Raw genomic sequence first — 21,949 nt, 5'->3', positions numbered from 1 at the left:
CCTCCGTCCCGCCAGTCTGGCGGCTTTTCCGCTTGACCTCAAGTTCTGTTGAGGTTTTAGCCTGCCCCGACTTTGCCGCAGGAATGGGCAAAGTGCCGGTTGGGCAATCAGATATTTGGACTAGGGGATTGGGGACCGAATGACCAGGGGAAAGCTTGCCGCCCTGCGCGAGCGCTTGGCGGGCTTGGGTGCGGTGGTGTTCCGGCCGATCCTGCCCGGCGCCACGCTGCGCGACCGCATGATCGCCTGCTGCGGCGCGCTGCTGGGCATTGCCGCGACGGGACTGCTCTGCCGCAACATGCTGACCTACATGTCGAGCGCGCCGGTCCTGGTGGCGCCGATGGGGGCGTCGGCCGTTCTGCTCTTCGCCGTGCCGGCCAGCCCGCTGGCCCAGCCCTGGTCGATTGTCGGCGGCAACACGCTGTCGGCCATCGTCGGGGTGCTGGTCGCCGCCGTCATCCCCGACCCGATGCTGGCCGGGGCCGCCGCGGTGGCGCTGGCCATCGCCACCATGTCGCTGACCCGCTGCCTGCATCCGCCCGGCGGCGCCGCAGCGCTGACCGCGGTGCTGGGCGGGCCGGCGGTGACCGAGATGGGCATCAAGTTCGCCTTCTTCCCCGTTGCGGTGAACTCCATCCTGCTGCTGACCGCCGGGCTGATGTTCCACCGGCTGTCCGGCCACCGCTATCCGCACAAGGCGGTCAACACCCACCGCACCAACGATCCGCCGCCGCAGCTGCGCCCCGGCCTGACCCAGGGCGATGTCGACGGCGCGCTGCGCACGCTGGCCGAGACGCTGGACGTCAGCCGCGACGACCTGGGCGCCCTGCTGGTCAATGCCGAGCTGCACGCGCTGGAGCGGCTGCATGCCGACATCACCTGCCGCGAGATCATGTCGCGCGACCTCGTCACCGTCACGCCGGACACCCATCCCCAGCTGGCCCGCGCCCGGCTGCTGGAGCACGGCTTCCGCACCCTGCCGGTGGTCGATGCGCAGAATGCCGTGGTCGGCATCGTCGGGCACGAGCAGCTGTCGCATGGCGACGCCCTGCACCATGGATCGCGGGTCGCCACCGTGATGGCGCCGGCGGCGACCGAGCTGCCCGACACCCCGGTCTTCGCTCTGCTCGGCCGGCTGTCCGACGGCCGCACCCACGATGTGGTGATCGTCGACCAGAACCGGCGCGTGCTGGGAATGATCACCCAGACCGACCTGCTGGTGGTGCTGGCCCGAACCGCGCTCGCCCGCGCGGTGCAGACCGGGGTCGATGGGCTGAACGATGCCCTGCCCCGCGGTTACCTGCGCGATGTGACGGCGGGCCGGGCGTAACGGCTCGGCCGAGGTGCGTCAGCGGCGATTCTTGAACTCTGGTGACGGGAGTCCGAAAGGCGTAGTCCGAAGGGTGGGGCGTCACCAGAGTTCAAGAATCGGAGCGGCCCGCGTCACCAAAGTTCAAGAATCGGAATGGCATCAGGCGATGCGCGCAACCACCCGCTCGTTGATCGGCGGACGCGACGGGTGGAGGATCAGCCCTTCGCCCGATTCCTCGACACGGGCGTCCGGATAGGCGGCCATGGCGTATTTCAGATTCGGGATGAACTTGGTCTTGAACTGGCGGACCAGGGCATAGCCGGCGCCGAACTGGCCATGCAGCGCCGCCCAGGTGATCGGCGTCGGCTTGTCCAGCGAGTGCAGGCGGTAGGCCAGCCAGATATAGACGTCGAGCGCCATCGACTTGCCGCTGATCGCCTTCAGCGCCTCTTCCGCCACCGGAACCGGGTGTTCGCGCAAGGCCTTGAAGAAGCTGTCGCTGAGCCGCACCGTCTCGGTGAACAGGGTGCCCTGGCGGTCGTCGGGCCGGCGCAGCTGGATGGCGTCGGCGACGATCGATTCCTTGCTCTGCCGGCGGCCGCCGTCGGCGTCGGTGAAGAAGGTCAGGTGGCAGGCCGACAGGCGCGCCGCCTGATCCTCCACGTCCCGATAGGCCTTGCCGCAGATCGGAATGTCCATGCGCTTCAGCCAGTCATGCATGGAGCCGCCAAGCTCGACCTCCGGATTCCCGGTCTGAATCGCACGGGTCTGGAGATAGAGCAGAATCATGCGCGCCCGGCTGCCGTAGGGAACGCCGATTCGGCGGGTGACGCCGTTGCGGTCCTCGATCACGCCGGGCTGGATGACCAGCTTGACCTTGTGGCCGGGCCGTTCCCAATGCTGGTCGTCGGGAAGCTGGCGGTGCGGCAGCGCGGTCTGGCAGAATCCGGCATAGGTGATGCCGAGCTTGCCGTTTTCCGCTGCCTGGACCGCCGCCGCGATGTCGATCAGCGGCCGTTCCTCGTCCGAAACGAGGGCCAGCGCGCCGTCGCGTCCGTGTGTCTCGATCAAACGATGAATGCTGCCCATGCCGACCTCCAGCTTTTGGCCAGCGTGACCGTCCTGTGACGGGCCGATGACCGAACCTGCCAGATACAACACCCCGGATCGCGCCGAAGGCAATTTGAACCTTGGTGACGCAGGCTATTTGGAACCTATTTGGAATCAACTATTAGATTCGTCACCAAAGTTCAGGGGATAAGTCCGAGTCGCGTCACCACAGTTCAAGCCGGGCGTCACCAGAGTTCATGGGGAGGACTCAGGCGTCTGTGGACGAATCGCGGCAGGGAACGGGCTGTCTGCTTGAACCTTGGTGACGCTGGCCTTGTCGATTCGAGGCCGGAGTCGGTCTTCGCCGGCTGTGGAGCGTCACCAAAGTTCAAGGATTCCAGGCGGCTGAGATGGGCGGAGTGACGGGCTGCACGCCCTTTGTCCGGCCTGTTGCCTATTGAAGGTCATGCGCTTTCCATCGTTCCCGCGAAGGCGGGGATCCAGGCGAAATCCCATCAAGTGTTTGATGTTACTAGAAACATGCCTTTGCGGGGCTGGTGGAGGAGGTGAGGCGACGTTCGCTCCACCACCCGTCATCGCTTCCCACAGTCCGGGCGTCACCAAAGTTCAAACGCCTGATCGAGTCGAATCCACGTCGAGTCGAGGCCCGGAGCGTCACCAAAGTTCAAACCCCGCAAGCGCCCAGCGTCACCAAAGTTCAGGAGTCACGCCGAGTCGGTCCGGCTGTCGGCGTCACCAAAGTTCAAACCCGGACCGGTCCCCGTGCCCTCGAAGCGTCACCAAGGTTCAGGATTCTGGCCGCCAGGAAACAGGGCGCCAGGGAACAGGCCGAGCGTGGCGGAGTTTCCTTGCCCTGGGGCCTGACTGGCCGGAGGGGGGCGACAGGATGCGGGATGCAATGGCCGGAACATCTGGTGCGGCATTGGCGAATGAGATGGAAGACGGGGAGTCGGGGAAGGTCGTCCTTGCCGCCATCGCGGCCAATCTGGCGATCACCGTCACCAAGTTCGTCGCGGCGCTGATCACCGGCAGCGCGTCGATGCTGAGCGAGGCGGTCCATTCCCTGGTCGATACCGGGAACGAGGCGCTGATGCTGGTCGGGCTGAAGCGGTCGAAGAAGCTGCCCGACGAGCGCCACCCCTTCGGTTACGCGCGCGAGCTATATTTCTGGACCTTCGTCGTGGCGCTGGTGATCTTCGCCGGCGGTGCGGTGGTCTCCATCTATGAAGGGGTGGAGAAGATCCTCCATCCGCAGCCGGTGGAGTCCGCCTGGATCAACTTCGTCGTGCTGGGCGTCGCCTTCGTGATGGAGGCGATCAGCTGGGTGGTGGCGCTGCGCGCCTTCAACGCTGACCGCGGCGAGGCCGGCGTGTTCGAGACCGTCCATGCCAGCAAGGACCCGACCGTCTTCATCGTTTTGTTCGAGGACAGCGCCGCCCTGGTCGGGCTGATCGTCGCCGCCGCCTGCCTGTCGGCGGATCTGCTGCTGGACCAGCCGGTCTATGACGGCGTCGGGTCGATCCTGATCGGGCTGGTGCTGGCCGCCACCGCCGCCTTCCTCGCCTATGAGACGAAGAGCCTGCTGATCGGCGAGGCCGCCCGCCCCGACCTCGTGCATGGGGTGCGCGCCCTGGTGCGGGAGGAGGAGGCGGTCGATCACGTGAACGAGGTGCTGACCATCCATCTCGGCCCCAAGGTGGTGATCGTCAATCTCAGCCTGGATGTGCGGGACGAGGTCAGCGCCGGTGAGGTGGAGCGGACGCTGGCCCGCATCGAACGCCGGGTGAAGGAGCGTTTCCCGGAAATCCGCCGCGTCTTCACCGAGGTGCGGGCGGCCGGCGACCGGCCCAACCTTGCAGACGGCTGAACCTTGCAAAAGGCCAAATCTTGCAAAAGGCCGAACCGACACCACATGCCGGGCGGAGCGCAATCAGGATGGAGCAGCCCTGCCCGGCAGGCGGGGACCCGATGAACACTTCGCCAAGCGGCCCCAGATGGCCGCGGGGGATCGGATCTCCGGTCGCCCGCGGCGTATCCATATCTTTCTGCATGAGCGATCCGGTCGCCCCCATGCTGCCCGGCCTGGTGCACGGCCCGACCGATGCCTGACGCGCATTACGCTGCCGGCTCTTCTTATCGTCACCTGTTCTGTCGAACGCGGGGTGCCCCAGGCGCCGGCCGCGCGACGACTCATGCCCATTTTTCCAAGGAATCCTTCGATGCTCTCGTTTGAGATCGCCATCATCGTCGCGTTGACGCTCCTCAACGGGGTGTTCGCCATGTCCGAACTGGCCGTCGTTTCCTCGCGCAAGGCCCGGCTCCAGCATCTGGCCGACCAGGGCGACCGTGGAGCCCGGACGGCGCTGCGGCTGATCGAGGAGCCGAGCCGCTTTCTCAGCACCGTCCAGATCGGCATCACGCTGGTCGGCGTCGTCGCCGGCGCCTATGGCGGCGCCACGCTGGGCGACCGGCTGGGCCAGTGGCTGGACGGCTTCCCCGCCCTGGCCGGGAAGGGCGAGATCCTCGGCGTCGGCGGCGTGCTGGTGGTCATCACCTATCTGTCCATCGTGCTGGGCGAGCTGATCCCGAAGCGCATCGCCCTGAAGAACCCGGAGCGGATCGCCGCCCTCATCGCGCCGCCGATGCGCGCGCTGTCCCGCATCGCCGGCCCCTTCGTCTGGCTGCTCGGCGCCTCCACCGACCTGCTGCTGCGGCTGCTCGGCCTGCATGGCGCCCGCGAGGAGACGGTCACCGAGGAGGAGGTCCGCTCGATGATCTCCGAGGGCACCGAGTCGGGCGTCTTCGCCCCGGCCGAGAAGGAGATGATCGACGGCGTGCTGCGGCTGGCCGACCGCACGGTGCGCAGCATCATGGTCCCCCGCCCGGACGTCGCCTGGCTCGATCCGGGCAAGCCGCAGGCCGAACTGCTGGAGGCGATCCGCAGCTTCGGCCATTCCCGCTATCCGGTGTGCCGCGGCACGCTCGACGAGCTGGTCGGCGTCGTCCACACCCGCGACCTGCTGGGCGCCGTCGTCCAGGGCCGCCCCTTCGATCTGGAGGCCGGGGCCGCCAAGCCGCTGGTGGTGCATGACGGCACGCCGATCCTGAAGCTGCTCGACCTGATGAAGAACTCCGGCCACCATCTGGCGATGGTCGTCGACGAGTATGGCAGCATCGAAGGGCTGGTCACCCTGACCGACATCCTGGAGATCATCGCCGGCGACCTGCCGGAAGCCGGCGAGGCGGTGGAGACCGCGGCGATCCGGCGCGAGGACGGTTCCTGGCTGGTCGAGGGCTGGATGCCGGTGGACGAGTTCGAGGACACCGTCGGCGTGCGCGGCCTGCGCGATGCCGGCGACTTCCACACGCTGGCGGGTCTGGTGCTGCACCGGCTGGGCCATGTGCCGCAGGCCGGCGAGTGGTTCGAGTGGAACGGCGTCCGTTTCGAGGTGGTCGACATGGACGGCCGCCGCATCGACAAGGTGCTGGTGATGCCCAGGGTCGAGCAGCCGGCCGACACGGAGGAGTGAGGTCCACCGCCCACCGGCGGCGCGGGGGTGCATTTGTTGTTGCAACTCCGCACGGGCTCCATTGACAAAGTTCCGGCAACTTGCTCAGACTCCGCCCGGCCGCCGATGGGGGGCGGAGTCCAAGCTGAATGACGGGAGTGCGGTCGATGGGTGGCGGGGGCGACGAGATGCGCCAGTTGCGCGAGCGCCGCGGCGAGAACCAGACGCAGTTCGCCGACTGGCTGAACGGGCAGCTCGGCCGCAGCTATACCAAGGCGCGGATCAGCCGCTGGGAAAGCGGGGCGGAACGCATCCCGCAGCAGCTCGTCGATTTCCTGACCCGCCACAAGGCGGACGAACGGCCGCGCTCCGCGACATATCTGGCGGTCGCCAACCAGAAGGGCGGCGTCGGCAAGACCGCCACCGCCGTCAACCTCGCCTATGCCCTGACCGAGGGCGGGGCGCGGGTTCTGCTGATCGACTGCGATTCCCAGAGCAACGCCACCGTCCATGTCGGCATCGGCAACGCCGCCATCGTCGCCTTGGAGCAGCAGCGCAAGACACTCTATTATGTGCTGCGCTCGGAAGAGCCGCTGACCTCGGTGATCATGCCGACGACGGAGAGCGGGCTGGATCTGGCGCCGGCCGGGCTGTCGCTGGCCGATGCCGACGTGGAGCTGGCCGCCGATTCCACCGGCGGGCTGATCCTGCGCGAGAAGCTGGACGAGGTGCGCCACTCCTACGATTTCGTGGTGATGGACTGCGCGCCCAATCTGGGGCTGGTGACCGCCAACGCCCTGTCGGCGGCGGAGCTGGTGGTGGTGCCGGTGCAGACGGAGGCGCTGGCCCTGCTGGGCGTCAAGCGGCTGGTCGACACCATCGGCCGCATCCGCCGCCGGGTGAACCCGGCCCTGCGCATCGCCGGCATCATCCCGACCATGTACAACGACCGGCTGACCCAGGACCGCGCGACGTTGCAGGAACTGCACGAATCCTACGCCGGTCAGGTGCCGGTCTTCGATCCCATCCCGCGCGCCACCGTCTATGGCAAGGCGGCGGCGGCCGGCATGATCACGCTGGCCGGCGATCCCAAGGCGCCGGGGGCCGAGACCTTCCGCGAGGTGGCGCGCCAGATCCGCGCCTATGCCCAGAACCGGGAGACGACCCATGTCGCGTAAGTTCGAACGCAAGACCCGCGAGCTGCTGGGCACTGCGGCCGAGCCTGCGGGCGCCGCGATGGGGGGCATGGCCGGCGGGCTGACGGTGGGCAGCGACCGGCTGTTCGGCACCTCGGCCGGCTTCCCGCATGTGGTGGAGCTGGACCTCGCCCGCGTCCACCGCAACCCCGACCAGCCCCGCCGCCATTTCGACGAGGCGGAGCTGCGCGGCCTCGCCTCCTCCATCGAGCGGCACGGGCTTCAGAACCCGGTCCTGGTGCGTCCCCTGCCCCAGGGCGAGTATCTGCTGATCGGCGGCGAGCGGCGGGTTCGTGCGCACGAGATGCTGGGCCGCAAGACGGTCTTCGCCATCCTGACCTCCGGCGATCCGGACGAGATCGGGCTGATCGACAATGTCCAGCGCGTCGATTTGAACGCGGTGGAATATGCGGCGGCGCTGGCCCGGCTGATCGACAAGCACGGCTACACCCATGACGAGCTGGCCGCCGTCGTCGGGCGCGACCGCACCGACGTGACCAAGCTGCTGGCGATCATGGGACTGCCGGCGGAAATCCGAGAGGAGTATGCGACCGGGTTCGCCCACGTCTCCCGCTCCGTGATGATCGAGATCGCCGCCGCTCCCGCCGGGTTGCAGGCCGGGCTGTGGAAGCGGGCCAAGGAGGGCGCCAGCGTCAAGGCGGTGCGGCAGGCCAAGCGCGATCATGCCCAGGGCGGCGCCGCGGACGATGCGCCGGCCCAGGAGCCGGATGCGAAGGAGGCGGTGCGGGCCTTGCAGGCCAGCGTGAAGCGCATCCTGCGCGACGTGGCGGTGGTGCGCGAACAGCGCCGCCATCTCGACCCCGACAACCGCGACCGGCTGTTGCGGCTGCGGGCCGAGATCGACGCCATTCTGGACGAGGGCGTCTAGAGTGTGATCGGTTCAAGCGGAATCGCTTGAAGCGTGAATCACACGGAAAACCAAAAGCTTAGAATCTGTCTGATGCTTCGATAAACATCAGACAGATTCTAAACGCCCTCCCCCAGCAGCGACTTGGGTTCCAGGAAGGCGTCGAGGCCGAAGCTGCCATATTCGCGACCGATGCCGGATTGCTTGAAGCCGCCGAACGGCGCCTTCGGATCGTGGGCCAGGCTGTTGATCAGCACCCGGCCGGCAACGATGCGGTCGGCCACCCGGCGGGCGCGGGCGGTGTCGCCGGCCAGCACATAGGCCTGGAGGCCGTAGACGGTGTCGTTGGCGATGGCGACCGCCTCCTCCTCGTCGCGATAGGGGATGATGGAGAGGACCGGGCCGAAGATCTCCTCGCGCGCGATGATCATGTCGTTGCGGACGCCGGTGAACAGGGTCGGCCGCACGAACCAGCCGCCGGAAAATTCCGGTTGGCCCTCCGGCCGCCCTTCCCCGCCGGCCAGCAGGACGGCGCCCTCCTCCCCCCCGATGCGGATGTAGCGCTGCACCCGCTCCCACTGGGTCCGGCTGACCATCGGGCCGACACTGGTGGCCGGATCGCGCGGGTCGCCGGTGCGCACCGCCTCGACCGCCGCCTTGGTCAGCGCCTCGATCTCGGCGAGGCGGCTGCGCGGAGCCAGCAGGCGGGTGCCGGCGATGCAGGCCTGCCCGCTGTTCATGAAGGCGGCGCTGACCGCCAGCGGGATCGCCCGCGACAGGTCGGCATCGTCGAGAATGATCGTCGGCGATTTGCCGCCCAGCTCCAGCGTGACGCGTTTCAAGCTGTCGGCCGCCGCGCGCAGGATCGCCTTGCCGGTGGCGGTGGAGCCGGTGAAGGAGATCTTGGCGATGTCGGGGTGGCTGGAGATCGCCGCCCCCACCCGGTCGCCGCGGCCGGTCACGATGTTGACCAAGCCGGGCGGCAGACCGGCGGCATGCAGCGCCTCGGTGACGATCTGCGTCTGGCGGGCGCTCATCTCGCTGGGCTTGATCACCGCGGTGCAGCCGGCGGCGATGGCGGTGGCGAGCTTGCCGCAGATGAAGCCGGCATTGCTGTTCCACGGTGTGATCAGCCCGGCGACGCCGAGTGGCTCCATCCTGACCTCCGCCGTGCCCATCCGGCGGACGAAGGGGTAGTCGGCGAGCAGGGCGGCGGTCTCGCGGAAGGCGTTCACCGGGTGATCGACCATGAAGCCGGCGCGTGAGGCCGGGGCGCCATATTCCTCGATCACGGCGTCGAGCAACTCGTCGCGCCGGGCGGCCACGGCATCGCCCATCCGGTGCAGCAGGGCGATGCGCTCCGCCTTGGCCGTCCGGGAGAAGGCGGGGAAGGCGCGTTTGGCGGCGGCGATGGCGGCGTGCGCATCCTCCTCGTCGGCAAGGCGGACGCGGCCGGTCACGGTGCCGGTCGCCGGATTGTGCAGGTCGAACAGCTCCGTCCCATGCGGGGTGACGAAGCGGCCGTCGATATAGATGCTGTCGATCTCGTGCATCGGGCTCTCCCGGAGCGGTCAGTGGGTGTCGGCCATTCAGGTGGCACAGGGGCCGCCGGGTGATAAGGTGGACAATCCCGCATGCATCGGTGAACGGATCGGGACAATGAGTGTGACCGGACTGGCGGAGCTGGAAGCCGTGCAGGCGGTTGCCCGGCATCGCGGTTTCCGCGCCGCGGCGGCCGAGCTGGGGATGTCGCGCTCGGCGCTCAGCCATGCCATCGCGGCGCTGGAGGAGCGGCTGGGGGTGCGGCTGTTCCACCGCACGACGCGCAGCGTGGCGCTGACCCAGGCGGGCGAGCAGTTCGTCGCCGACACCGCCCCTGCCCTGCGCGACATCCGTGCCGCCATCGACCGGCTGTCCGACCATCGGCTGGCCCCCGCCGGAACGCTGCGCATCAACAGCTCGGCCGGCGCCGCGCGGATGATCATGAAGCCGGTCATTCTGGAGTATCTGCGCCGCTATCCCGAGATGACGGTCGATCTCGTCACCGAAGGGAAGCTGGTCGACATCGTGCTGGAGGGCTTCGACGCCGGCTTGCGGCTGGCGGAGCAGGTGCCGCAGGACATGATCGCCATCCCGCTCGGCCCCGCCCTGCGCTTCGCGGTCGTCGGCACGCCGGAGTATTTCACCGGCCGCACCCTGCCGGAGACGCCGGCCGACCTCGCCGGGCACCGCTGCATCCGCAGCCGCCTGCCGAGCGGCGCCCTCTATCGCTGGGAGTTCGAGCGGCATGGCGAGGCGGTCGCCATCGACGGTACCGGGCCGCTGATCCTGGACGATGCCGACCTGATGCTCGACGCGGTCCGCGGCGGGCTCGGGCTTGGCTATCTGGCGGAATGGCATGTCGCCGAGGACATCGCCGCCGGCCGCCTGCTGCGCGTGCTGGAGGAATGGACGCAGCCGTTTCCGGGCTTGTGTCTTTACTACTCAGGCCGGCGCCATCTGCCGCCGGGGCTGCGGGCGCTGGTGGATCTGGTGCGGGAGCTTGCCGGGCGGCGGTAGCGGGATGATGTGGGACGTCCCACATCGCTCGTCCTACCGGTCGGCAGGCACCGGATCCAGCGTGACCCGCATCTGACGGAGAGGGGCGGGCAGGGGAACACCTTCGCCACAAGTAAGAATCGTTCGCATAATGATGGTGCGCCACTGCCGCCGGCCGACGGGCGGGCAACAACCACAGAGGGTGCCGGCTCCGGGTTGAGCACGCGGCAGGGCAGGGGCGGAGACGCCACACATCACGCGGGTATCGGTGGCGTCACCGTTCAGCCGGGCCGAACGCTGGCTCACCGCAAATCATCTTGCAAATAAGAATCAATCTCACTACGCAGGAAAGCGCGACGCGGTCTTGCGGGTGCGCATCCCGCTGGCCTTGACCGGGGGAACCGGCCGGAGCCGCAGCCAATAAAGCAGCCAACAAATCCGTGAATTGACATCGGCACAGTGACGAATGGGGGATCATCGGAATGACGATTGACAGGCAGCCCGGACGCCTTGGGAGACAGAACAGGGGGCGCGTCCGCCTGCTGGCGTCGGTTGCGGCGGCAGCCCTGCTGCTGCCGGCCCTGGCCTTGGCGCAGGCGACGACGAACACGGGGACCACCGCCTCGTCGGGTGCGATGTCGTCCGGAGCGATGACCTTGCCGACCATCGACGTCGGCGCCGACCGCCAGCGCGACGCCAACCCGCCGACCACCGTCGGCTCCAAGCTGCCGCTCGCTCCGCGCGAGGTGCCGCAGACCGTCACCACGATGCCGCGCGAGCGCATCGAGGAACAGAAGCTCATCACGCTCGAAGACGCGATGAAGCAGACGCCGGGCGTCACGGTGGAGCTGATCGACGGCAACCGCCTGCAATTCTATTCGCGCGGCTTCGAGATGACGAACCTGCAGTTCGACGGCGTGCCGACCACGCTGGACAGCCGCATCTTCGCCTCGCCCGATCTGGCGATGTATGAGCGGGTGGAGGTGCTGAAGGGTCCGGCCGGGCTGCTGAACGGCATGGGCGGCCCCGGCGGCGCGATCAATCTCGTCCGCAAGACGCCGAAGAAGACGCTGGAAGGCTATGGCGAGCTGACCGCCGGCTCCTATGCCAACTACCGCGGCGAAGGCGACATCACCGGGCCGCTGAACCAGTCCGGCAGCCTGCGCGGGCGCTTCGTCGGCGCCTATCAGGACCGCAACGGCTTCCAGGACTGGACGACACAGGACCGGGCGGTCGCCTATGGCAGCATCGCCGCCGACCTGACGCCCGACACCACCCTGACCGCCGGCGCCTGGTACCAGCGCATGAGCTACAAGGGCGCCTGGAACCTGCCGGGCTATGCCACGGTGGTGAACGGACAGCCGCAGTTCCGGCTGCTCGACGTCGACCGTTCGACCTCGCTGGGCGAGGAATGGAACCGCGACATCTTCACCACCAAGGGCGGCTTCGCCGATCTGGAGCACCGCTTCGACAATGGCTGGGCGGTGAAGCTCGCCACCCATTACATCGACAACGAGATGGACCGGAAGATGGCCTATGCCTACTCCCCGGTCACGCCGGGGGTGAACCGGACGACGCTCTACGCCCAGAAGGTCCGTTACGACCAGGACCAGATCGGCGCCGACCTGTCGGCCAGCGGCAATTTCGGGCTGTTCGGCCAGACCCACGAGGCGGCGGTCGGCACCAATTACGAGCGCTGGACCTTCCGCCACCGCGCGGCCAACCCGGTCGGCAGCTGGTCGGTGACGCAGAACATCTTCGCCCCCAACGCCTCCGCCCCCGAACCGGCCTGGCGCAACTGGCAGCGGGACACCAAGACCACCACCGACAGCTGGGGCACCTACGGCGTCCTGCGCCTGAAGCTGGCCGACCCGCTGAAGCTGATCGTCGGCGGGCGGATGAACTGGTGGCAGACCAAGGTCGATGCCGACGCGCTGGCGGGCACCGCGGAGAGCAGCGCGTCCGTCCGCGGCAAGGTCACGCCCTATGCCGGCCTCGTCTATGAGGTCAACTCCACCTACGCGCTCTACACCAGCGTGACGCAGATGTACCAGCCGCAATCCTTCGTCGATGCGTCCGGCAAGGTGCTGGAGCCGCTGAAGGGCCGGCAGTACGAGGCCGGCGTCAAGGCCGATTACTTCGGCGGACGGCTGCACGCCACCGCGTCGGTCTTCCACATCGAGGAGGAGAACCGGCCGCAGTCCGACCCGCGCTATCCCAACCAGTCGATCTACATCTCCGGCGGCAAGGCGCAGAGCCGCGGCTTCGAGCTGGACGTCTCCGGCGAGATTCTGCCGGGCTGGGACGCCTATGCCGGCTACACCTTCACCCGCGCCAAGAGCCTGGACAGCAGCGCCAACTCCGGCAGCGCCTTCACCGCCATCGCGCCGATGCACCAGTTCAAGCTGTGGACCAACTACCGCTTGCCCGAGAGCATCGACGACCGGCTGAGCGTCGGCGGCGGCGTCACCGCCCAGACCTCGATGTACAACGAGTTCCCGTCGCTGGGCGGCGCCCGCCTGACCCAGGGCGGCTATGCGACGGTGGACGCCCGCGTCGCCTATGACGTGACCGAGAAGGTGACGGCGGCGGTGAACGTCAAGAATCTGTTCGACCGCACCTATTACCAGCGCATCAACAACGTGCAGTCGGGCAACATCTATGGCGAGCCGCGCACCGTGCTGCTGACCCTGCGGGCCAAGCTGTAACGGCGGCTGTGCGGGGGTGGGGGCGGGTCGGCCTCTACCCCCGCAAGTCCCCAAGAAATCGCTTGTCCATCGCGGCGGGCGGGCGCAAAGCTCAGGTCTTCCGCCGGCCCTACCCCCTTCGAGGGGGCGGCTGGCTCCGACCTTTTCCCAAGTGCCCCTTGCGATGATGACCCTGTTCCGCCGCGCCGTCCTGCCGCTCGGGCTGGCGGCAACCCTGCTGTGCCTGCCTGCACCGGCGATGTCCGGCCAGCGCAGCTATGCCGCCACCCATGGGGCGGCTCCCTTCGTGACTCGGCATCTGATCCCCGGATCGGACCTCGACCTCGCCCAGGTCGATCCGACACTGCCATCGGCCAGGGTGGTGGCGCTGACCATCGACGATGGGCCGGACGGCAACGACCCGCACATCCTCGACATCCTGCGGGCGCATGGGGCGAAGGCGACCTTCTTCTACATCGGCGCCAAGATCCCGGAGCATCACGACATCGCCAGGATGGTCGCCACCTCCGGCAACGAGGTCGGCAGCCACACCCAGACTCACCCGATGACCACCGACCTGAAGCCGGCCGAGCGCGAGTGGAACCTGGCGCAGGCGGAAAAGGCGCTGGCGTCGGTCGGGGTGACGGCGACGTGGTTCCGGCCGCCCTATGGCGACGTGGACGATGCGCTGACGGCGCTGGCGCGTCGGCACGGCATGGCGACGGTGCTGTGGACCGCCGACAGCCAGGACTGGAAGGACACCGGTCCCGACATCATCCGCCACCGCATCGTCGAACGGCTGGCGCCCGGCGCCGTCGTGCTGATGCACAGCACCAAGGCGGCGACCGTCGCGGCGCTGCCGGCGATCCTGGAGGAAGGGGAGAGGCAGGGCCTGCGCTTCGTCACCATGACCGAATGGGACGCGGCGATGCGGCAGTCGGTAACCCCGGAACTGGCCCTGCTGCACCCGGCCCCGCGGCGGCGGTGAGTATCCGTGCCAGGGTAGGAATGCAAGGATGTCCCATCGGCGGGGACGCCCTGCCGGTGTAGGATGGCGCGGAGCAGCGCCGGTCCCGTAAGGCCGCTGCCGGGAAAACCGCCATGCCTGTCGAACCCTTCACCCTGGTCCTCTCGCTGCTCCAGCAGATGTGCGTCTATCTGGTGATCGCCTATCTGCTGAGCCGGACGCCGCTGTTCCTGCCCTTGACCCATGTGACGGTGCGCTGGCCGCACAAGCTGGCCTGCTACGTGATCTTCTCGATCTTCTGCATCATGGGCACCTATTTCGGCCTGCACATCGACGACAGCATCGCCAACACCCGCGCCATCGGCGCCGTGCTGGGCGGCATCTTCGGCGGGCCGTCGGTGGGGCTGGCGGTCGGGCTGACCGGCGGGTTGCACCGCTATTCGCTGGGCGGCATGTCGGCGCTGGCCTGCGCCATCTCCACCATGGCGGAGGGGCTGATCGGCGGGCTGGTCCACCGCCACATGGTGCGCCAGGGCCGGATCGAGCCGCTGTTCAACCCGCTGCGCGTCGGCGCCGTCACCTTCGTGGCGGAGGTGGTGCAGATGCTGATCATCCTGGCGGTGGCCCGGCCCTTCGAGGCGGCGATGCATCTGGTCGAGGTGGTGGCGGCGCCGATGATCGTCGCCAACACCCTGGGTGCTGCGCTGTTCATGCGCATCCTGCTGGAGCGCCGGGTGCTGGACGAGAAGCAGTCGAGCGCCTTTTCCGCCAAGGCGCTGAAGATCGCCGCGCGCTGCGACGGGGTGCTGCGCGGCGGCTTCAACAGCGAGAACAGCACCCGCGTCGCCCGCATCATCTTCGAGGAGACCGGCGTCGGCGCCGTCGCCATCACCGACCGGGAAAAACTGCTGGCCTTCATCGGCATGGGCGACGACCACCATCTGCCGGGCACGCCGATCAGCTCACCGCAGACCCATCAGGCCATCGCCAGCAATCAGGTCATCTATGCCGACGGCAACGAGGTGGCCTACCGCTGCTCGATCAGCCCGGCCTGCCGGCTGGGGGCGGCGCTGGTCATCCCGCTGGTTGGCGAGGATGGCGGGGTGATCGGCACCATCAAGCTGTACGAGCCGAAGACCAAGATCTTCTCCACCATCAACCGCACGCTGGGCGAGGGCGTGGCCCGCCTGCTGTCGAACCAGATCCTGGCCGGCCGCTACGAGCAGCAGAAGGCGCTGCTGGCGCAGTCGGAGATCAAGCTTCTGCATGCGCAGGTGAACCCGCATTTCCTGTTCAACGCGCTCAACACCATCTCCGCCGTCATCCGCAACGATCCGGAGCGGGCGCGCCAGCTGGTGCAGAACCTGTCGACCTTCTTCCGCAAGAACCTGAAGCGCCCCAGCCAGATGGCGACGCTGGCCGACGAGGTCGAGCATGTCAGCGCCTATCTCCAGATCGAGCTGGCCCGCTTCACCGGGCGGCTGGCGGTGGAGATCGAGGTGCCGGACGAGCTGCGCCACGCCCGGCTGCCGGCCTTCTCGCTCCAGCCGCTGGTGGAGAACGCGATCAAGCACGGCACCGCGCAGCTTCTCAGCGACGGCCGGGTGCGCATCGCGGCGCGACGCGACGGCGGCGACCTGCTGCTGGCGGTGGAGGACAATGCCGGGCTCTTCGAGGCCAAGCCGGGCGGCGACGGGCTGGGCATGACCATCGTCGACCGCCGCATCCGCAACCGCTACGGTGAGGAGTACGGCGTCTCGGTCGCCTGCGAGCCGGATGCCTTCACCCGCGTCACTTTGCGCCTGCCTCTTGAAGAGACCGTGCCCGCATGACGGCTGCCATGAACGTCCTGATCGTCGATGACGAACCGCTGGCGCGCGAGGAACTGCGACGCCTGCTGGAGGAATCCTCCGACATCCGCATCGTCGGCGAATGCGCCAACGCCATCGAGGCCATCGGCGCCATCAACCGGCAGGCGCCCGACGTGGTCTTCCTCGACATCCAGATGCCGCGGGTCAGCGGGCTGGAGATGCTGAGCATGCTCGATCCCGAGCGGATGCCGCGCATCGTCTTCCTGACCGCCCACGACGAGTATGCCGTCCAGGCCTTCGAGGAGCACGCCTTCGACTATCTGCTGAAGCCGGCCGATCCGGCGCGGCTGGCGAAGACGTTGCAGCGGCTGCGCCGCCAGCATGCGCCGCAGGAGCTGTCGGTCCTGCCGGGGGCGGCGGAGCTGCGCCACATTCCCTGCACCGGGGTCAACCGCATCACCCTGATGAAGCTGGCCGATGTCGAGTATGTCGTCTCCCGCCCCGCCGGCGTCTATGTGGTGGGGGAGGACGGGCAGGAGCGCTTCACCGAGCTGACGCTCCACACCATCCAGGAGAAGAGCCCGCTGTTCCGTTGCCACCGCCAGCATCTGGTCAATCCGGACCGCATCCGGGAAATCCGCTTCGCCGATGGCGGGCTGGCGGAAATCCAGACCACCGGCGGCCATGCGGTCCCGGTCAGCAGGCGCTTCCTGGGTGCGCTCAAGGAACGGCTGGGGATGGGGTGAAGCCGGCGATGGCGAGTTCCACCGCCGCTTCGGCATGGATGGCGGTGGTGTCGAACAGCGGGACGGCGCTGTCCTCCGGTTTCACCAGCAGCATGATCTCGGTGCAGCCGAGGATGACCGTCTCGGCGCCGCGCTCGACCAGCCGGGCGATCACCTCGCGGTAGGCCTGACGGGACGCCGCCTCGACCCGGCCCTGGACCAGTTCCTCGTAGATGATGCGGTGGACGATGGCGCGGTCGGCCTCGTCGGGGATCAGAACCTCCAGCCCGTGGCGCTCGGCCAGCCGGCCCTTGTAGAAGTCCTGCTCCATGGTGAAGGCGGTGCCGAGCAGCCCGACGCGGCGATGGCCGGATGCTCGGATGCGCTCGGCCGTGGGGTCGGCGATGTGCAGCAGCGGGATGGCGACGGCGGCCTGCACCTCGGCGGCCATGCGGTGCATGGTGTTGGTGCAGATCAGCAGGAAGTCGGCGCCGCCGCGCTCCAGCCGGCGGGCGGCGTCGATCATCAGGGCGGTGGCGTCGTCCCAGCGGCCGGCATGCTGCAACGCCTCGACCTCGGCGAAGTCGAAGGACCACATCAGGCAGCGGGCCGAGCGCAGACCGCCCAGCCGGTCGCGGACGCCTTCGTTGACGATGCGGTAATATTCGGCGGAGCTTTCCCAGCTCATGCCCCCGATCAGGCCGATCACCTTCTGCGACACCGGGCGGGTCTCCTGTCCTGGCTTCGGATGGAACGTTTGGAACAGCATGAAACAGGTTTCGGCCTGCCGTTCACCTGTTCAACGGCCGCTCGCCGCTGCTTCCTCCTTCCTATCATGGAGACCCGTCGGGCGGGTAGGGCAGGATGAAACGGGCGCTTTGGGCCCCCGACCATGACCGAATGGCCGCCGCCGGTGTTACCGGGGGAGACGGTGCGGGACGGGAGGGGGCGATGGGCAGTGTGCGAAGGGGATGGGCGATCGTCGTCGATGCGGCCTATGGCTGGATGAACGACGACGCGATGAGCATGGCGGCCTCCATCGCCTTCTACACCATCTTCTCGCTGGCGCCGCTGGCGATCCTGGTGATCGCGCTGGCCGGGCTGGTGTTCGGCGACGAGGCGGCGCGCGGCGCGCTGGTCGACCAGCTGACGACGCTGGTCGGGCACGATGCCGGCGAAACCCTGCAGGATTTGATCGCGCGGGCCGGCGCGAAGGAGACCGGCATCGTCGCCAGCGTCATCGGCATCGGCACCATCCTGGTCGGCGCCACCACCGTCTTCGTCGAGCTTCAGGCCGGGCTGAACCGCATCTGGCGGGTGGCGGCCCCCCAGGAATCGACCATCACCTGGCTGGTGCGGGTGCGGCTGAAGGCGCTGGCGCTGATCGGCGCCATCGGCTTCCTGCTGATCGTCTCGCTGGTGGTCAGCGCCGGTCTGGCGGCGGCCGGCCGCTGGGCCTCGGCCTATCTGCCGGCGATGCCGTCGCTGCTGTGGCTGTTCGACGTGCTGGTGTCCTGGACGGTGCTGACCGGCCTGTTCGCGCTGATCTACCGCATCCTGCCCGACGCCTACATCCGCTGGGCCGACGTCTGGCTGGGGGCGGCGGTGAACGCCTTCCTGTTCGCTGTGGGAAAATTCCTGATCGGCTTCTACATCGCCACCAGCGGCGTGGTGTCGGTCTATGGCGCGGCCGGCTCCTTCGTGCTGATCCTGCTGTGGGTCTATTATTCGGCGGTCATCTTCCTGTTCGGGGCGGAGCTGACCCGCGCCTATTCGGAACGCAGCGGCAGCCGGGCGCGGCTTCCCGGACTGAAGCCCGAGGCCGGTCCCGCCCCAGCCCCCGGCCCGGGGGAGGGGGCTACCGTCCGCAGCAGCCCCGTCCCAGAGTCATCAGGATCTGCCGCGCCTTGAAGGACCGCGGGTCGAGCGGCGGCTCGTCCGGGGCGAGGCGGGCCTGGGCCTCGCGGTAGCGGTCGTAGCTGTCGTCGTTGAACAGGCGGCGCAGGTTGGCAAGCGCCTTGCGCAGGGGGGTACGGGGGCAGGACTCGGTCATCGGAGATCTCTGGCGAAAGCCGGCGCGGCATTGTGGGACGTCCCACCCTAGCGCCGTTGCCGCCCGCGCCGGGCCGCTTTCCGGCGAGCGGCGCTCTGTCGGCCCGAGCGGCGCATTCCGGGCCTCGAGCGGTTTTGGGGCCATGCCGCCGGGGGCCTTGCGCCGGCCCGGCCCGTCACACCGCTCCCTGCGCCTCGCCGACCAGCCAGTCGACGAAACCGGCGACCAGCTTCCCCGCATCGGCCTGGGGTGGAACCAGCGCCACGTATCCCGTTCTCGGAACCCGGATGTCCGGTAGCGGCGTCATCAGCTTGCCGTTGGCGATGTCGATGTCCAGCATCGGCAGCGGGCCGATCCCGATGCCGAGCCCGTCCTCCACCGCCTGACGGGTGACGAAGAAATGATCGAATATCTGGCGGGGATGACCGGCAAGATGCTGGAGCCCCGCCGCTTCGAGCCAGCCGGTCCAATCGCCCGGACGGGTTTCGCTGGCGAGCAGCGTGTGCCCCTCGATGTCGGTGGGCTTGTGGATCGGCCGCCGCGCGAACAGCGCCGGGCTCATGATCAGCGTGTCCACATCGTCCAGCACCGGAACGACGCGGTGCTGGGGCCACACATGCTCCCGCGCGGCACCGCGCCGGATCGCCACGTCGACGCCGCCGCGCAGCTCCTCCAGCACGGTCGACACCGTCGTGACCGCCACCTCGACCTGCGGATGTCCGGCATGGTAGCGGCCGAGCCGCGGGATCAGCCAGCGCATCGCGAAGCTGGTCGGGGCGCTGACCCGCAGGATGCGCCGCGCGTCGGGCCGGCCGCAGGCTTCCGCCGCGACGGCCAGCCGGTCGAAGGACAGCCCGACCTCGGACGCGAAAATCCGCGCCATCGGCGTCGCCACCATGCGGCGCCCCTCCTTGGTGAACAGCCTCTGCCCGAGCCAGCTTTCCAGCGCGGCGATCTGCCGGCTCACCGCGCCATGGGTGAGGCCGAGTTCGGCCCCGGCTTCGGCATAGCTGCCGGTGCGGGCCGCGACCTCGAAGATGCGCAGGGCGTTCAGCGGAGGAAGGCGGCGCATGGGCGATCCTTGAGGGCAAACCCGTGAGGAAAACTGACGATATTCGTGATTCAAACCATACTAGTCGATGAATCGTCACGGGTATACCCTGCCTGCCCATTCAGACCAGCCGGGCAATGCCTGTGGCGCCTCCGGGAAAGCCATCGAAGATGACTGCGAGACAGTGGTGGACAGAGAAGAAGAAAAGCCTGACGGGCGCGTGTCTTGCCCATGCGGTGCATGACGGCTACACCGACGCCCTCTATGTCTTCCTGCCGGTGTGGCAGGCGCAGTTCGGCCTGTCCTATGCGATGCTTGCCGTCATCCGCGCCCTTTACTCCGGGACGATGGGGGGATTGCAAATCCCGGCCGACCGCGCCCTTCGCGGCCTGTCGCCGCGGGCGGCGCTGATCCTGTCGACCGTCCTTGCCGCGGCGGGCCTGCTGATCATGGCGTTGCCGCTCGGCCTGCCGGGCCTGTGCGTCGGCCTCGTCGTCGCCGGCATCGGATCGAGCATCCAGCACCCCTGCGGCTCGATGCTCGTCACCGTCAGCTACGGCGCGGCATCGCGCCATCCGCTCGGCATCTATAACTTCTCGGGCGACCTCGGGAAGGCGGCGCTGCCGGCGCTCGTCGCCGTGCTGTTGCCGACGGTCGGCTGGCAGCCGGTGCTGGGGATGATGGCGGCCATCGGACTCGTCCTGTCGGTCGCCCTGCTGCCGCTGTTGCCGGCGGTTCCCATCACCAGGGCCGTCAAGACGAAGGCGGCGGGGCGCGGCCGCGGCGGCTTCGGCATCCTGACCGTGATCGGTGCGCTCGATACCGCCACCCGCATGGGCTATCTGCTCTTCCTGCCCTTTCTCATCCATGGCCAGGGCGGGGATTCGGCGACGGTCGGGCTGGCGCTGGCCCTGCTGTTCATCGGCGGCGCGCTGGGGAAGGCGACATGCAGCCTGCTCGGGGAGCGGCTGGGGGTGGTCGGCTGCGTCATGGTGACCGAAGCCGCCACGGCCCTGCTGATCGCGGCGACGCTGCTCACCTCGCTGACGCCGACGCTCGTCCTGCTTCCGCTGCTCGGCATCGTGCTCAACGGCACCTCCTCGGTGCTCTACGGCACCGTGCCGGAGCTGTCCAACGGCGACACCGGCCGGGCCTTCGCGGTCTTCTACACCAGCGTCATCGGCTCCGGCGGGCTGGCCCCGATCCTCTACGGCGCCATCGCCGACCACAGCAGCCAGACCACCGGCGTGCTGGCCTCCGCGGCGACCGCCGCCCTGATCGTCCCGCTCGTCCTGATGCTGAGGCCGCATCTGAACGCTTCCGCCGCGGAACCGCATGGGAAGCCCGGCCTGCCGCGCTCCGCCTGACCGTTCCCCTGCCATAAGGAGATCCTTCCCAATGACCACCGTCTCTCAAGCGCCGCTGATCCTGATAACGGGGGGCGGGCGCGGCATGGGGGCCGCGACCGCAAGGCTCGCCGCCGCCCAGGGCTACGACGTCGCGATCAGCTTCGTTTCCGACGAGACCGCCGCCCATGCCGTGGTGGCGGATGTCGAAGCCCAGGGGCGTCGGGCCCTGGCGGTGCGCGCCGACAGCGCCGATCCGGCGCAGGTCGTGGCACTGTTCGAGGCAATCGACCGCGAGTTCGGCCGCATCGACGTCCTGGTCAACAACGCCGCGGTGCTCGCGCGCCAGTGCCGGACCGAGGATCTCGGCTTCGAGCGGATGCAGCGCATCTTCGCGGTCAACGCCATCGGCCCGATCCTCTGCGCGCAGCAGGCGGCCAGGCGCATGTCGCATCGCCACAACGGGCCGGGCGGCGTGATCGTCAACATCTCGTCGGCATCGGCCCGGCTCGGCAGCCCGAACGAGTATGTCGACTATGCCGCCTCCAAGGGCGCGCTGGAGACCTTCACCATCGGCTTTTCCAAGGAGGTCGCGCGGGACGGCATCCGCGTCAACTGCATCCGACCCGGCCACATCTACACCGACATGCATGCCAGCGGTGGGGAGCCGGGACGGGTGGACCGCGTCAAGGACTCGATCCCGATGGGACGGGGCGGCCAGCCCGAGGAGGTCGCGCGGGCGATCCTGTGGCTGGCTGGCCCCGAGGCTTCCTTCATCACCGGCACCTTCCTGGACGTCACCGGCGGCAAGTGAG

18 protein-coding genes are annotated in these 21,949 nt (G+C 68.5%); 13 read left to right on the top strand and 5 right to left on the bottom strand.

Annotation, left to right across the window (positions count from 1 at the left end; all coding sequences use genetic code 11):
• The first annotated feature begins 139 nt into the window (after window positions 1-139).
• A complete protein-coding gene (locus VH569_RS26410) occupies window positions 140-1,330 on the top strand; it encodes an HPP family protein (RefSeq protein WP_423319229.1) in 1,191 nt (396 codons plus the stop codon).
• Window positions 1,331-1,471: 141 nt separating this feature from the next.
• Here the strand turns inward: VH569_RS26410 and VH569_RS26405 are convergent, their stop codons facing one another.
• Complete coding sequence (locus tag VH569_RS26405) at window positions 1,472-2,401, bottom strand: replication protein RepA (protein ID WP_098735578.1); 930 nt, start codon at window positions 2,399-2,401, stop codon at window positions 1,472-1,474.
• 880 nt (window positions 2,402-3,281) lie between these two features.
• Here VH569_RS26405 and VH569_RS26400 point away from each other — a divergent pair.
• From VH569_RS26400 to VH569_RS26385, 4 genes are all read left to right on the top strand, one after another.
• On the top strand, window positions 3,282-4,250 hold the full coding sequence (locus tag VH569_RS26400) for a cation diffusion facilitator family transporter (RefSeq protein ID WP_423319227.1): 969 nt from the start codon (window positions 3,282-3,284) through the stop codon (window positions 4,248-4,250).
• A gap of 352 nt (window positions 4,251-4,602) precedes the next feature.
• Complete coding sequence (locus VH569_RS26395; RefSeq protein WP_423319226.1) at window positions 4,603-5,913, top strand: hemolysin family protein; 1,311 nt, start codon at window positions 4,603-4,605, stop codon at window positions 5,911-5,913.
• Between the two features lie 128 nt (window positions 5,914-6,041).
• The gene (locus tag VH569_RS26390; protein WP_247879590.1) at window positions 6,042-7,070 is read left to right on the top strand and encodes an AAA family ATPase; all 1,029 of its coding nucleotides are present in this window, start codon (window positions 6,042-6,044) and stop codon (window positions 7,068-7,070) included.
• Window positions 7,060-7,977 carry a ParB/RepB/Spo0J family partition protein gene (locus tag VH569_RS26385; RefSeq protein WP_423319224.1) on the top strand — a complete coding sequence of 306 codons (918 nt, stop codon included), beginning with the start codon at window positions 7,060-7,062 and terminating at the stop codon, window positions 7,975-7,977. The genes VH569_RS26390 and VH569_RS26385 overlap by 11 nt, the downstream gene beginning before the upstream one ends.
• 98 nt (window positions 7,978-8,075) lie before the next feature.
• Here the strand turns inward: VH569_RS26385 and VH569_RS26380 are convergent, their stop codons facing one another.
• Window positions 8,076-9,509: an aldehyde dehydrogenase family protein gene (locus tag VH569_RS26380; protein ID WP_423319222.1), complete on the bottom strand. Its 1,434-nt coding sequence runs from the start codon at window positions 9,507-9,509 to the stop codon at window positions 8,076-8,078.
• 106 nt (window positions 9,510-9,615) lie between these two features.
• On the opposite strand from VH569_RS26380, the gene VH569_RS26375 reads away from it, so the two are divergent.
• The 5 genes from VH569_RS26375 (at window position 9,616) to btsR (ending at window position 16,705) form a co-directional block, all read left to right on the top strand.
• Window positions 9,616-10,515 (top strand): LysR family transcriptional regulator, encoded by a 900-nt coding sequence (locus VH569_RS26375; protein ID WP_423319220.1) that lies wholly within the window; start codon window positions 9,616-9,618, stop codon window positions 10,513-10,515.
• 461 nt (window positions 10,516-10,976) lie between these two features.
• Window positions 10,977-13,202, top strand: coding sequence for a TonB-dependent siderophore receptor (locus VH569_RS26370; protein ID WP_423319218.1), 2,226 nt, complete (start codon window positions 10,977-10,979; stop codon window positions 13,200-13,202).
• Window positions 13,203-13,365: 163 nt separating this feature from the next.
• Complete coding sequence (locus tag VH569_RS26365) at window positions 13,366-14,169, top strand: polysaccharide deacetylase family protein (protein WP_423319216.1); 804 nt, start codon at window positions 13,366-13,368, stop codon at window positions 14,167-14,169.
• Between the two features lie 113 nt (window positions 14,170-14,282).
• Window positions 14,283-15,980, top strand: coding sequence for a LytS/YhcK type 5TM receptor domain-containing protein (locus VH569_RS26360; protein ID WP_423319215.1), 1,698 nt, complete (start codon window positions 14,283-14,285; stop codon window positions 15,978-15,980).
• An 8-nt stretch (window positions 15,981-15,988) separates the two neighbouring features.
• Window positions 15,989-16,705, top strand: coding sequence for a two-component system response regulator BtsR (btsR, locus tag VH569_RS26355; protein ID WP_423319250.1), 717 nt, complete (start codon window positions 15,989-15,991; stop codon window positions 16,703-16,705).
• On the opposite strand, the gene VH569_RS26350 is transcribed toward btsR, so the two are convergent.
• A complete protein-coding gene (locus tag VH569_RS26350) occupies window positions 16,680-17,453 on the bottom strand; it encodes an aspartate/glutamate racemase family protein (protein ID WP_423319214.1) in 774 nt (257 codons plus the stop codon). The two genes, btsR and VH569_RS26350, sit on opposite strands and share 26 nt — an antisense overlap.
• A gap of 182 nt (window positions 17,454-17,635) precedes the next feature.
• Here VH569_RS26350 and VH569_RS26345 point away from each other — a divergent pair, with 182 nt between their 5' ends.
• The gene (locus VH569_RS26345) at window positions 17,636-18,595 is read left to right on the top strand and encodes a YihY/virulence factor BrkB family protein (RefSeq protein ID WP_423319212.1); all 960 of its coding nucleotides are present in this window, start codon (window positions 17,636-17,638) and stop codon (window positions 18,593-18,595) included.
• Here the strand turns inward: VH569_RS26345 and VH569_RS26340 are convergent.
• Window positions 18,543-18,737: a hypothetical protein gene (locus tag VH569_RS26340; RefSeq protein ID WP_376965176.1), complete on the bottom strand. Its 195-nt coding sequence runs from the start codon at window positions 18,735-18,737 to the stop codon at window positions 18,543-18,545. The two genes, VH569_RS26345 and VH569_RS26340, sit on opposite strands and share 53 nt — an antisense overlap.
• Window positions 18,738-18,912: 175 nt before the next feature.
• Window positions 18,913-19,809 (bottom strand): LysR substrate-binding domain-containing protein, encoded by an 897-nt coding sequence (locus VH569_RS26335; RefSeq protein WP_423319210.1) that lies wholly within the window; start codon window positions 19,807-19,809, stop codon window positions 18,913-18,915.
• 149 nt (window positions 19,810-19,958) lie between these two features.
• Here VH569_RS26335 and VH569_RS26330 point away from each other — a divergent pair, with 149 nt between their 5' ends.
• Window positions 19,959-21,155, top strand: a complete 1,197-nt coding sequence (locus tag VH569_RS26330; RefSeq protein WP_423319208.1) for an MFS transporter — start codon at window positions 19,959-19,961, stop codon at window positions 21,153-21,155.
• Between the two features lie 31 nt (window positions 21,156-21,186).
• Window positions 21,187-21,948 (top strand): SDR family oxidoreductase, encoded by a 762-nt coding sequence (locus VH569_RS26325; protein ID WP_423319207.1) that lies wholly within the window; start codon window positions 21,187-21,189, stop codon window positions 21,946-21,948.
• Window position 21,949: the final 1 nt, after the last annotated feature.

The organism is Azospirillum sp. 11R-A, from assembly GCF_049472615.1.
Classification (GTDB): domain Bacteria; phylum Pseudomonadota; class Alphaproteobacteria; order Azospirillales; family Azospirillaceae; genus Azospirillum; species Azospirillum palustre.
The sequence above is the reverse complement of the archived record's forward strand: the minus strand, read 5'-3'. Positions and strand labels throughout refer to the sequence as shown.

Coding starts and splice junctions, on each gene's coding strand:
- VH569_RS26365 (WP_423319216.1), top strand. CDS start 13,366: ATGATGACCCTGTTCCGCCGCGCCGTCCTGCCGCTCGGGCTGGCGGCA.
- VH569_RS26390 (WP_247879590.1), top strand. CDS start 6,042: ATGACGGGAGTGCGGTCGATGGGTGGCGGGGGCGACGAGATGCGCCAG.
- VH569_RS26335 (WP_423319210.1), bottom strand. CDS start 19,809: ATGCGCCGCCTTCCTCCGCTGAACGCCCTGCGCATCTTCGAGGTCGCG.
- VH569_RS26360 (WP_423319215.1), top strand. CDS start 14,283: ATGCCTGTCGAACCCTTCACCCTGGTCCTCTCGCTGCTCCAGCAGATG.
- VH569_RS26385 (WP_423319224.1), top strand. CDS start 7,060: ATGTCGCGTAAGTTCGAACGCAAGACCCGCGAGCTGCTGGGCACTGCG.
- VH569_RS26345 (WP_423319212.1), top strand. CDS start 17,636: ATGGGCAGTGTGCGAAGGGGATGGGCGATCGTCGTCGATGCGGCCTAT.
- VH569_RS26395 (WP_423319226.1), top strand. CDS start 4,603: ATGCTCTCGTTTGAGATCGCCATCATCGTCGCGTTGACGCTCCTCAAC.
- VH569_RS26380 (WP_423319222.1), bottom strand. CDS start 9,509: ATGCACGAGATCGACAGCATCTATATCGACGGCCGCTTCGTCACCCCG.
- VH569_RS26400 (WP_423319227.1), top strand. CDS start 3,282: ATGGCCGGAACATCTGGTGCGGCATTGGCGAATGAGATGGAAGACGGG.
- VH569_RS26325 (WP_423319207.1), top strand. CDS start 21,187: ATGACCACCGTCTCTCAAGCGCCGCTGATCCTGATAACGGGGGGCGGG.
- VH569_RS26340 (WP_376965176.1), bottom strand. CDS start 18,737: ATGACCGAGTCCTGCCCCCGTACCCCCCTGCGCAAGGCGCTTGCCAAC.
- btsR (WP_423319250.1), top strand. CDS start 15,989: ATGAACGTCCTGATCGTCGATGACGAACCGCTGGCGCGCGAGGAACTG.
- VH569_RS26410 (WP_423319229.1), top strand. CDS start 140: ATGACCAGGGGAAAGCTTGCCGCCCTGCGCGAGCGCTTGGCGGGCTTG.
- VH569_RS26370 (WP_423319218.1), top strand. CDS start 10,977: ATGACGATTGACAGGCAGCCCGGACGCCTTGGGAGACAGAACAGGGGG.
- VH569_RS26375 (WP_423319220.1), top strand. CDS start 9,616: ATGAGTGTGACCGGACTGGCGGAGCTGGAAGCCGTGCAGGCGGTTGCC.
- VH569_RS26330 (WP_423319208.1), top strand. CDS start 19,959: ATGACTGCGAGACAGTGGTGGACAGAGAAGAAGAAAAGCCTGACGGGC.
- VH569_RS26350 (WP_423319214.1), bottom strand. CDS start 17,453: ATGCTGTTCCAAACGTTCCATCCGAAGCCAGGACAGGAGACCCGCCCG.
- VH569_RS26405 (WP_098735578.1), bottom strand. CDS start 2,401: ATGGGCAGCATTCATCGTTTGATCGAGACACACGGACGCGACGGCGCG.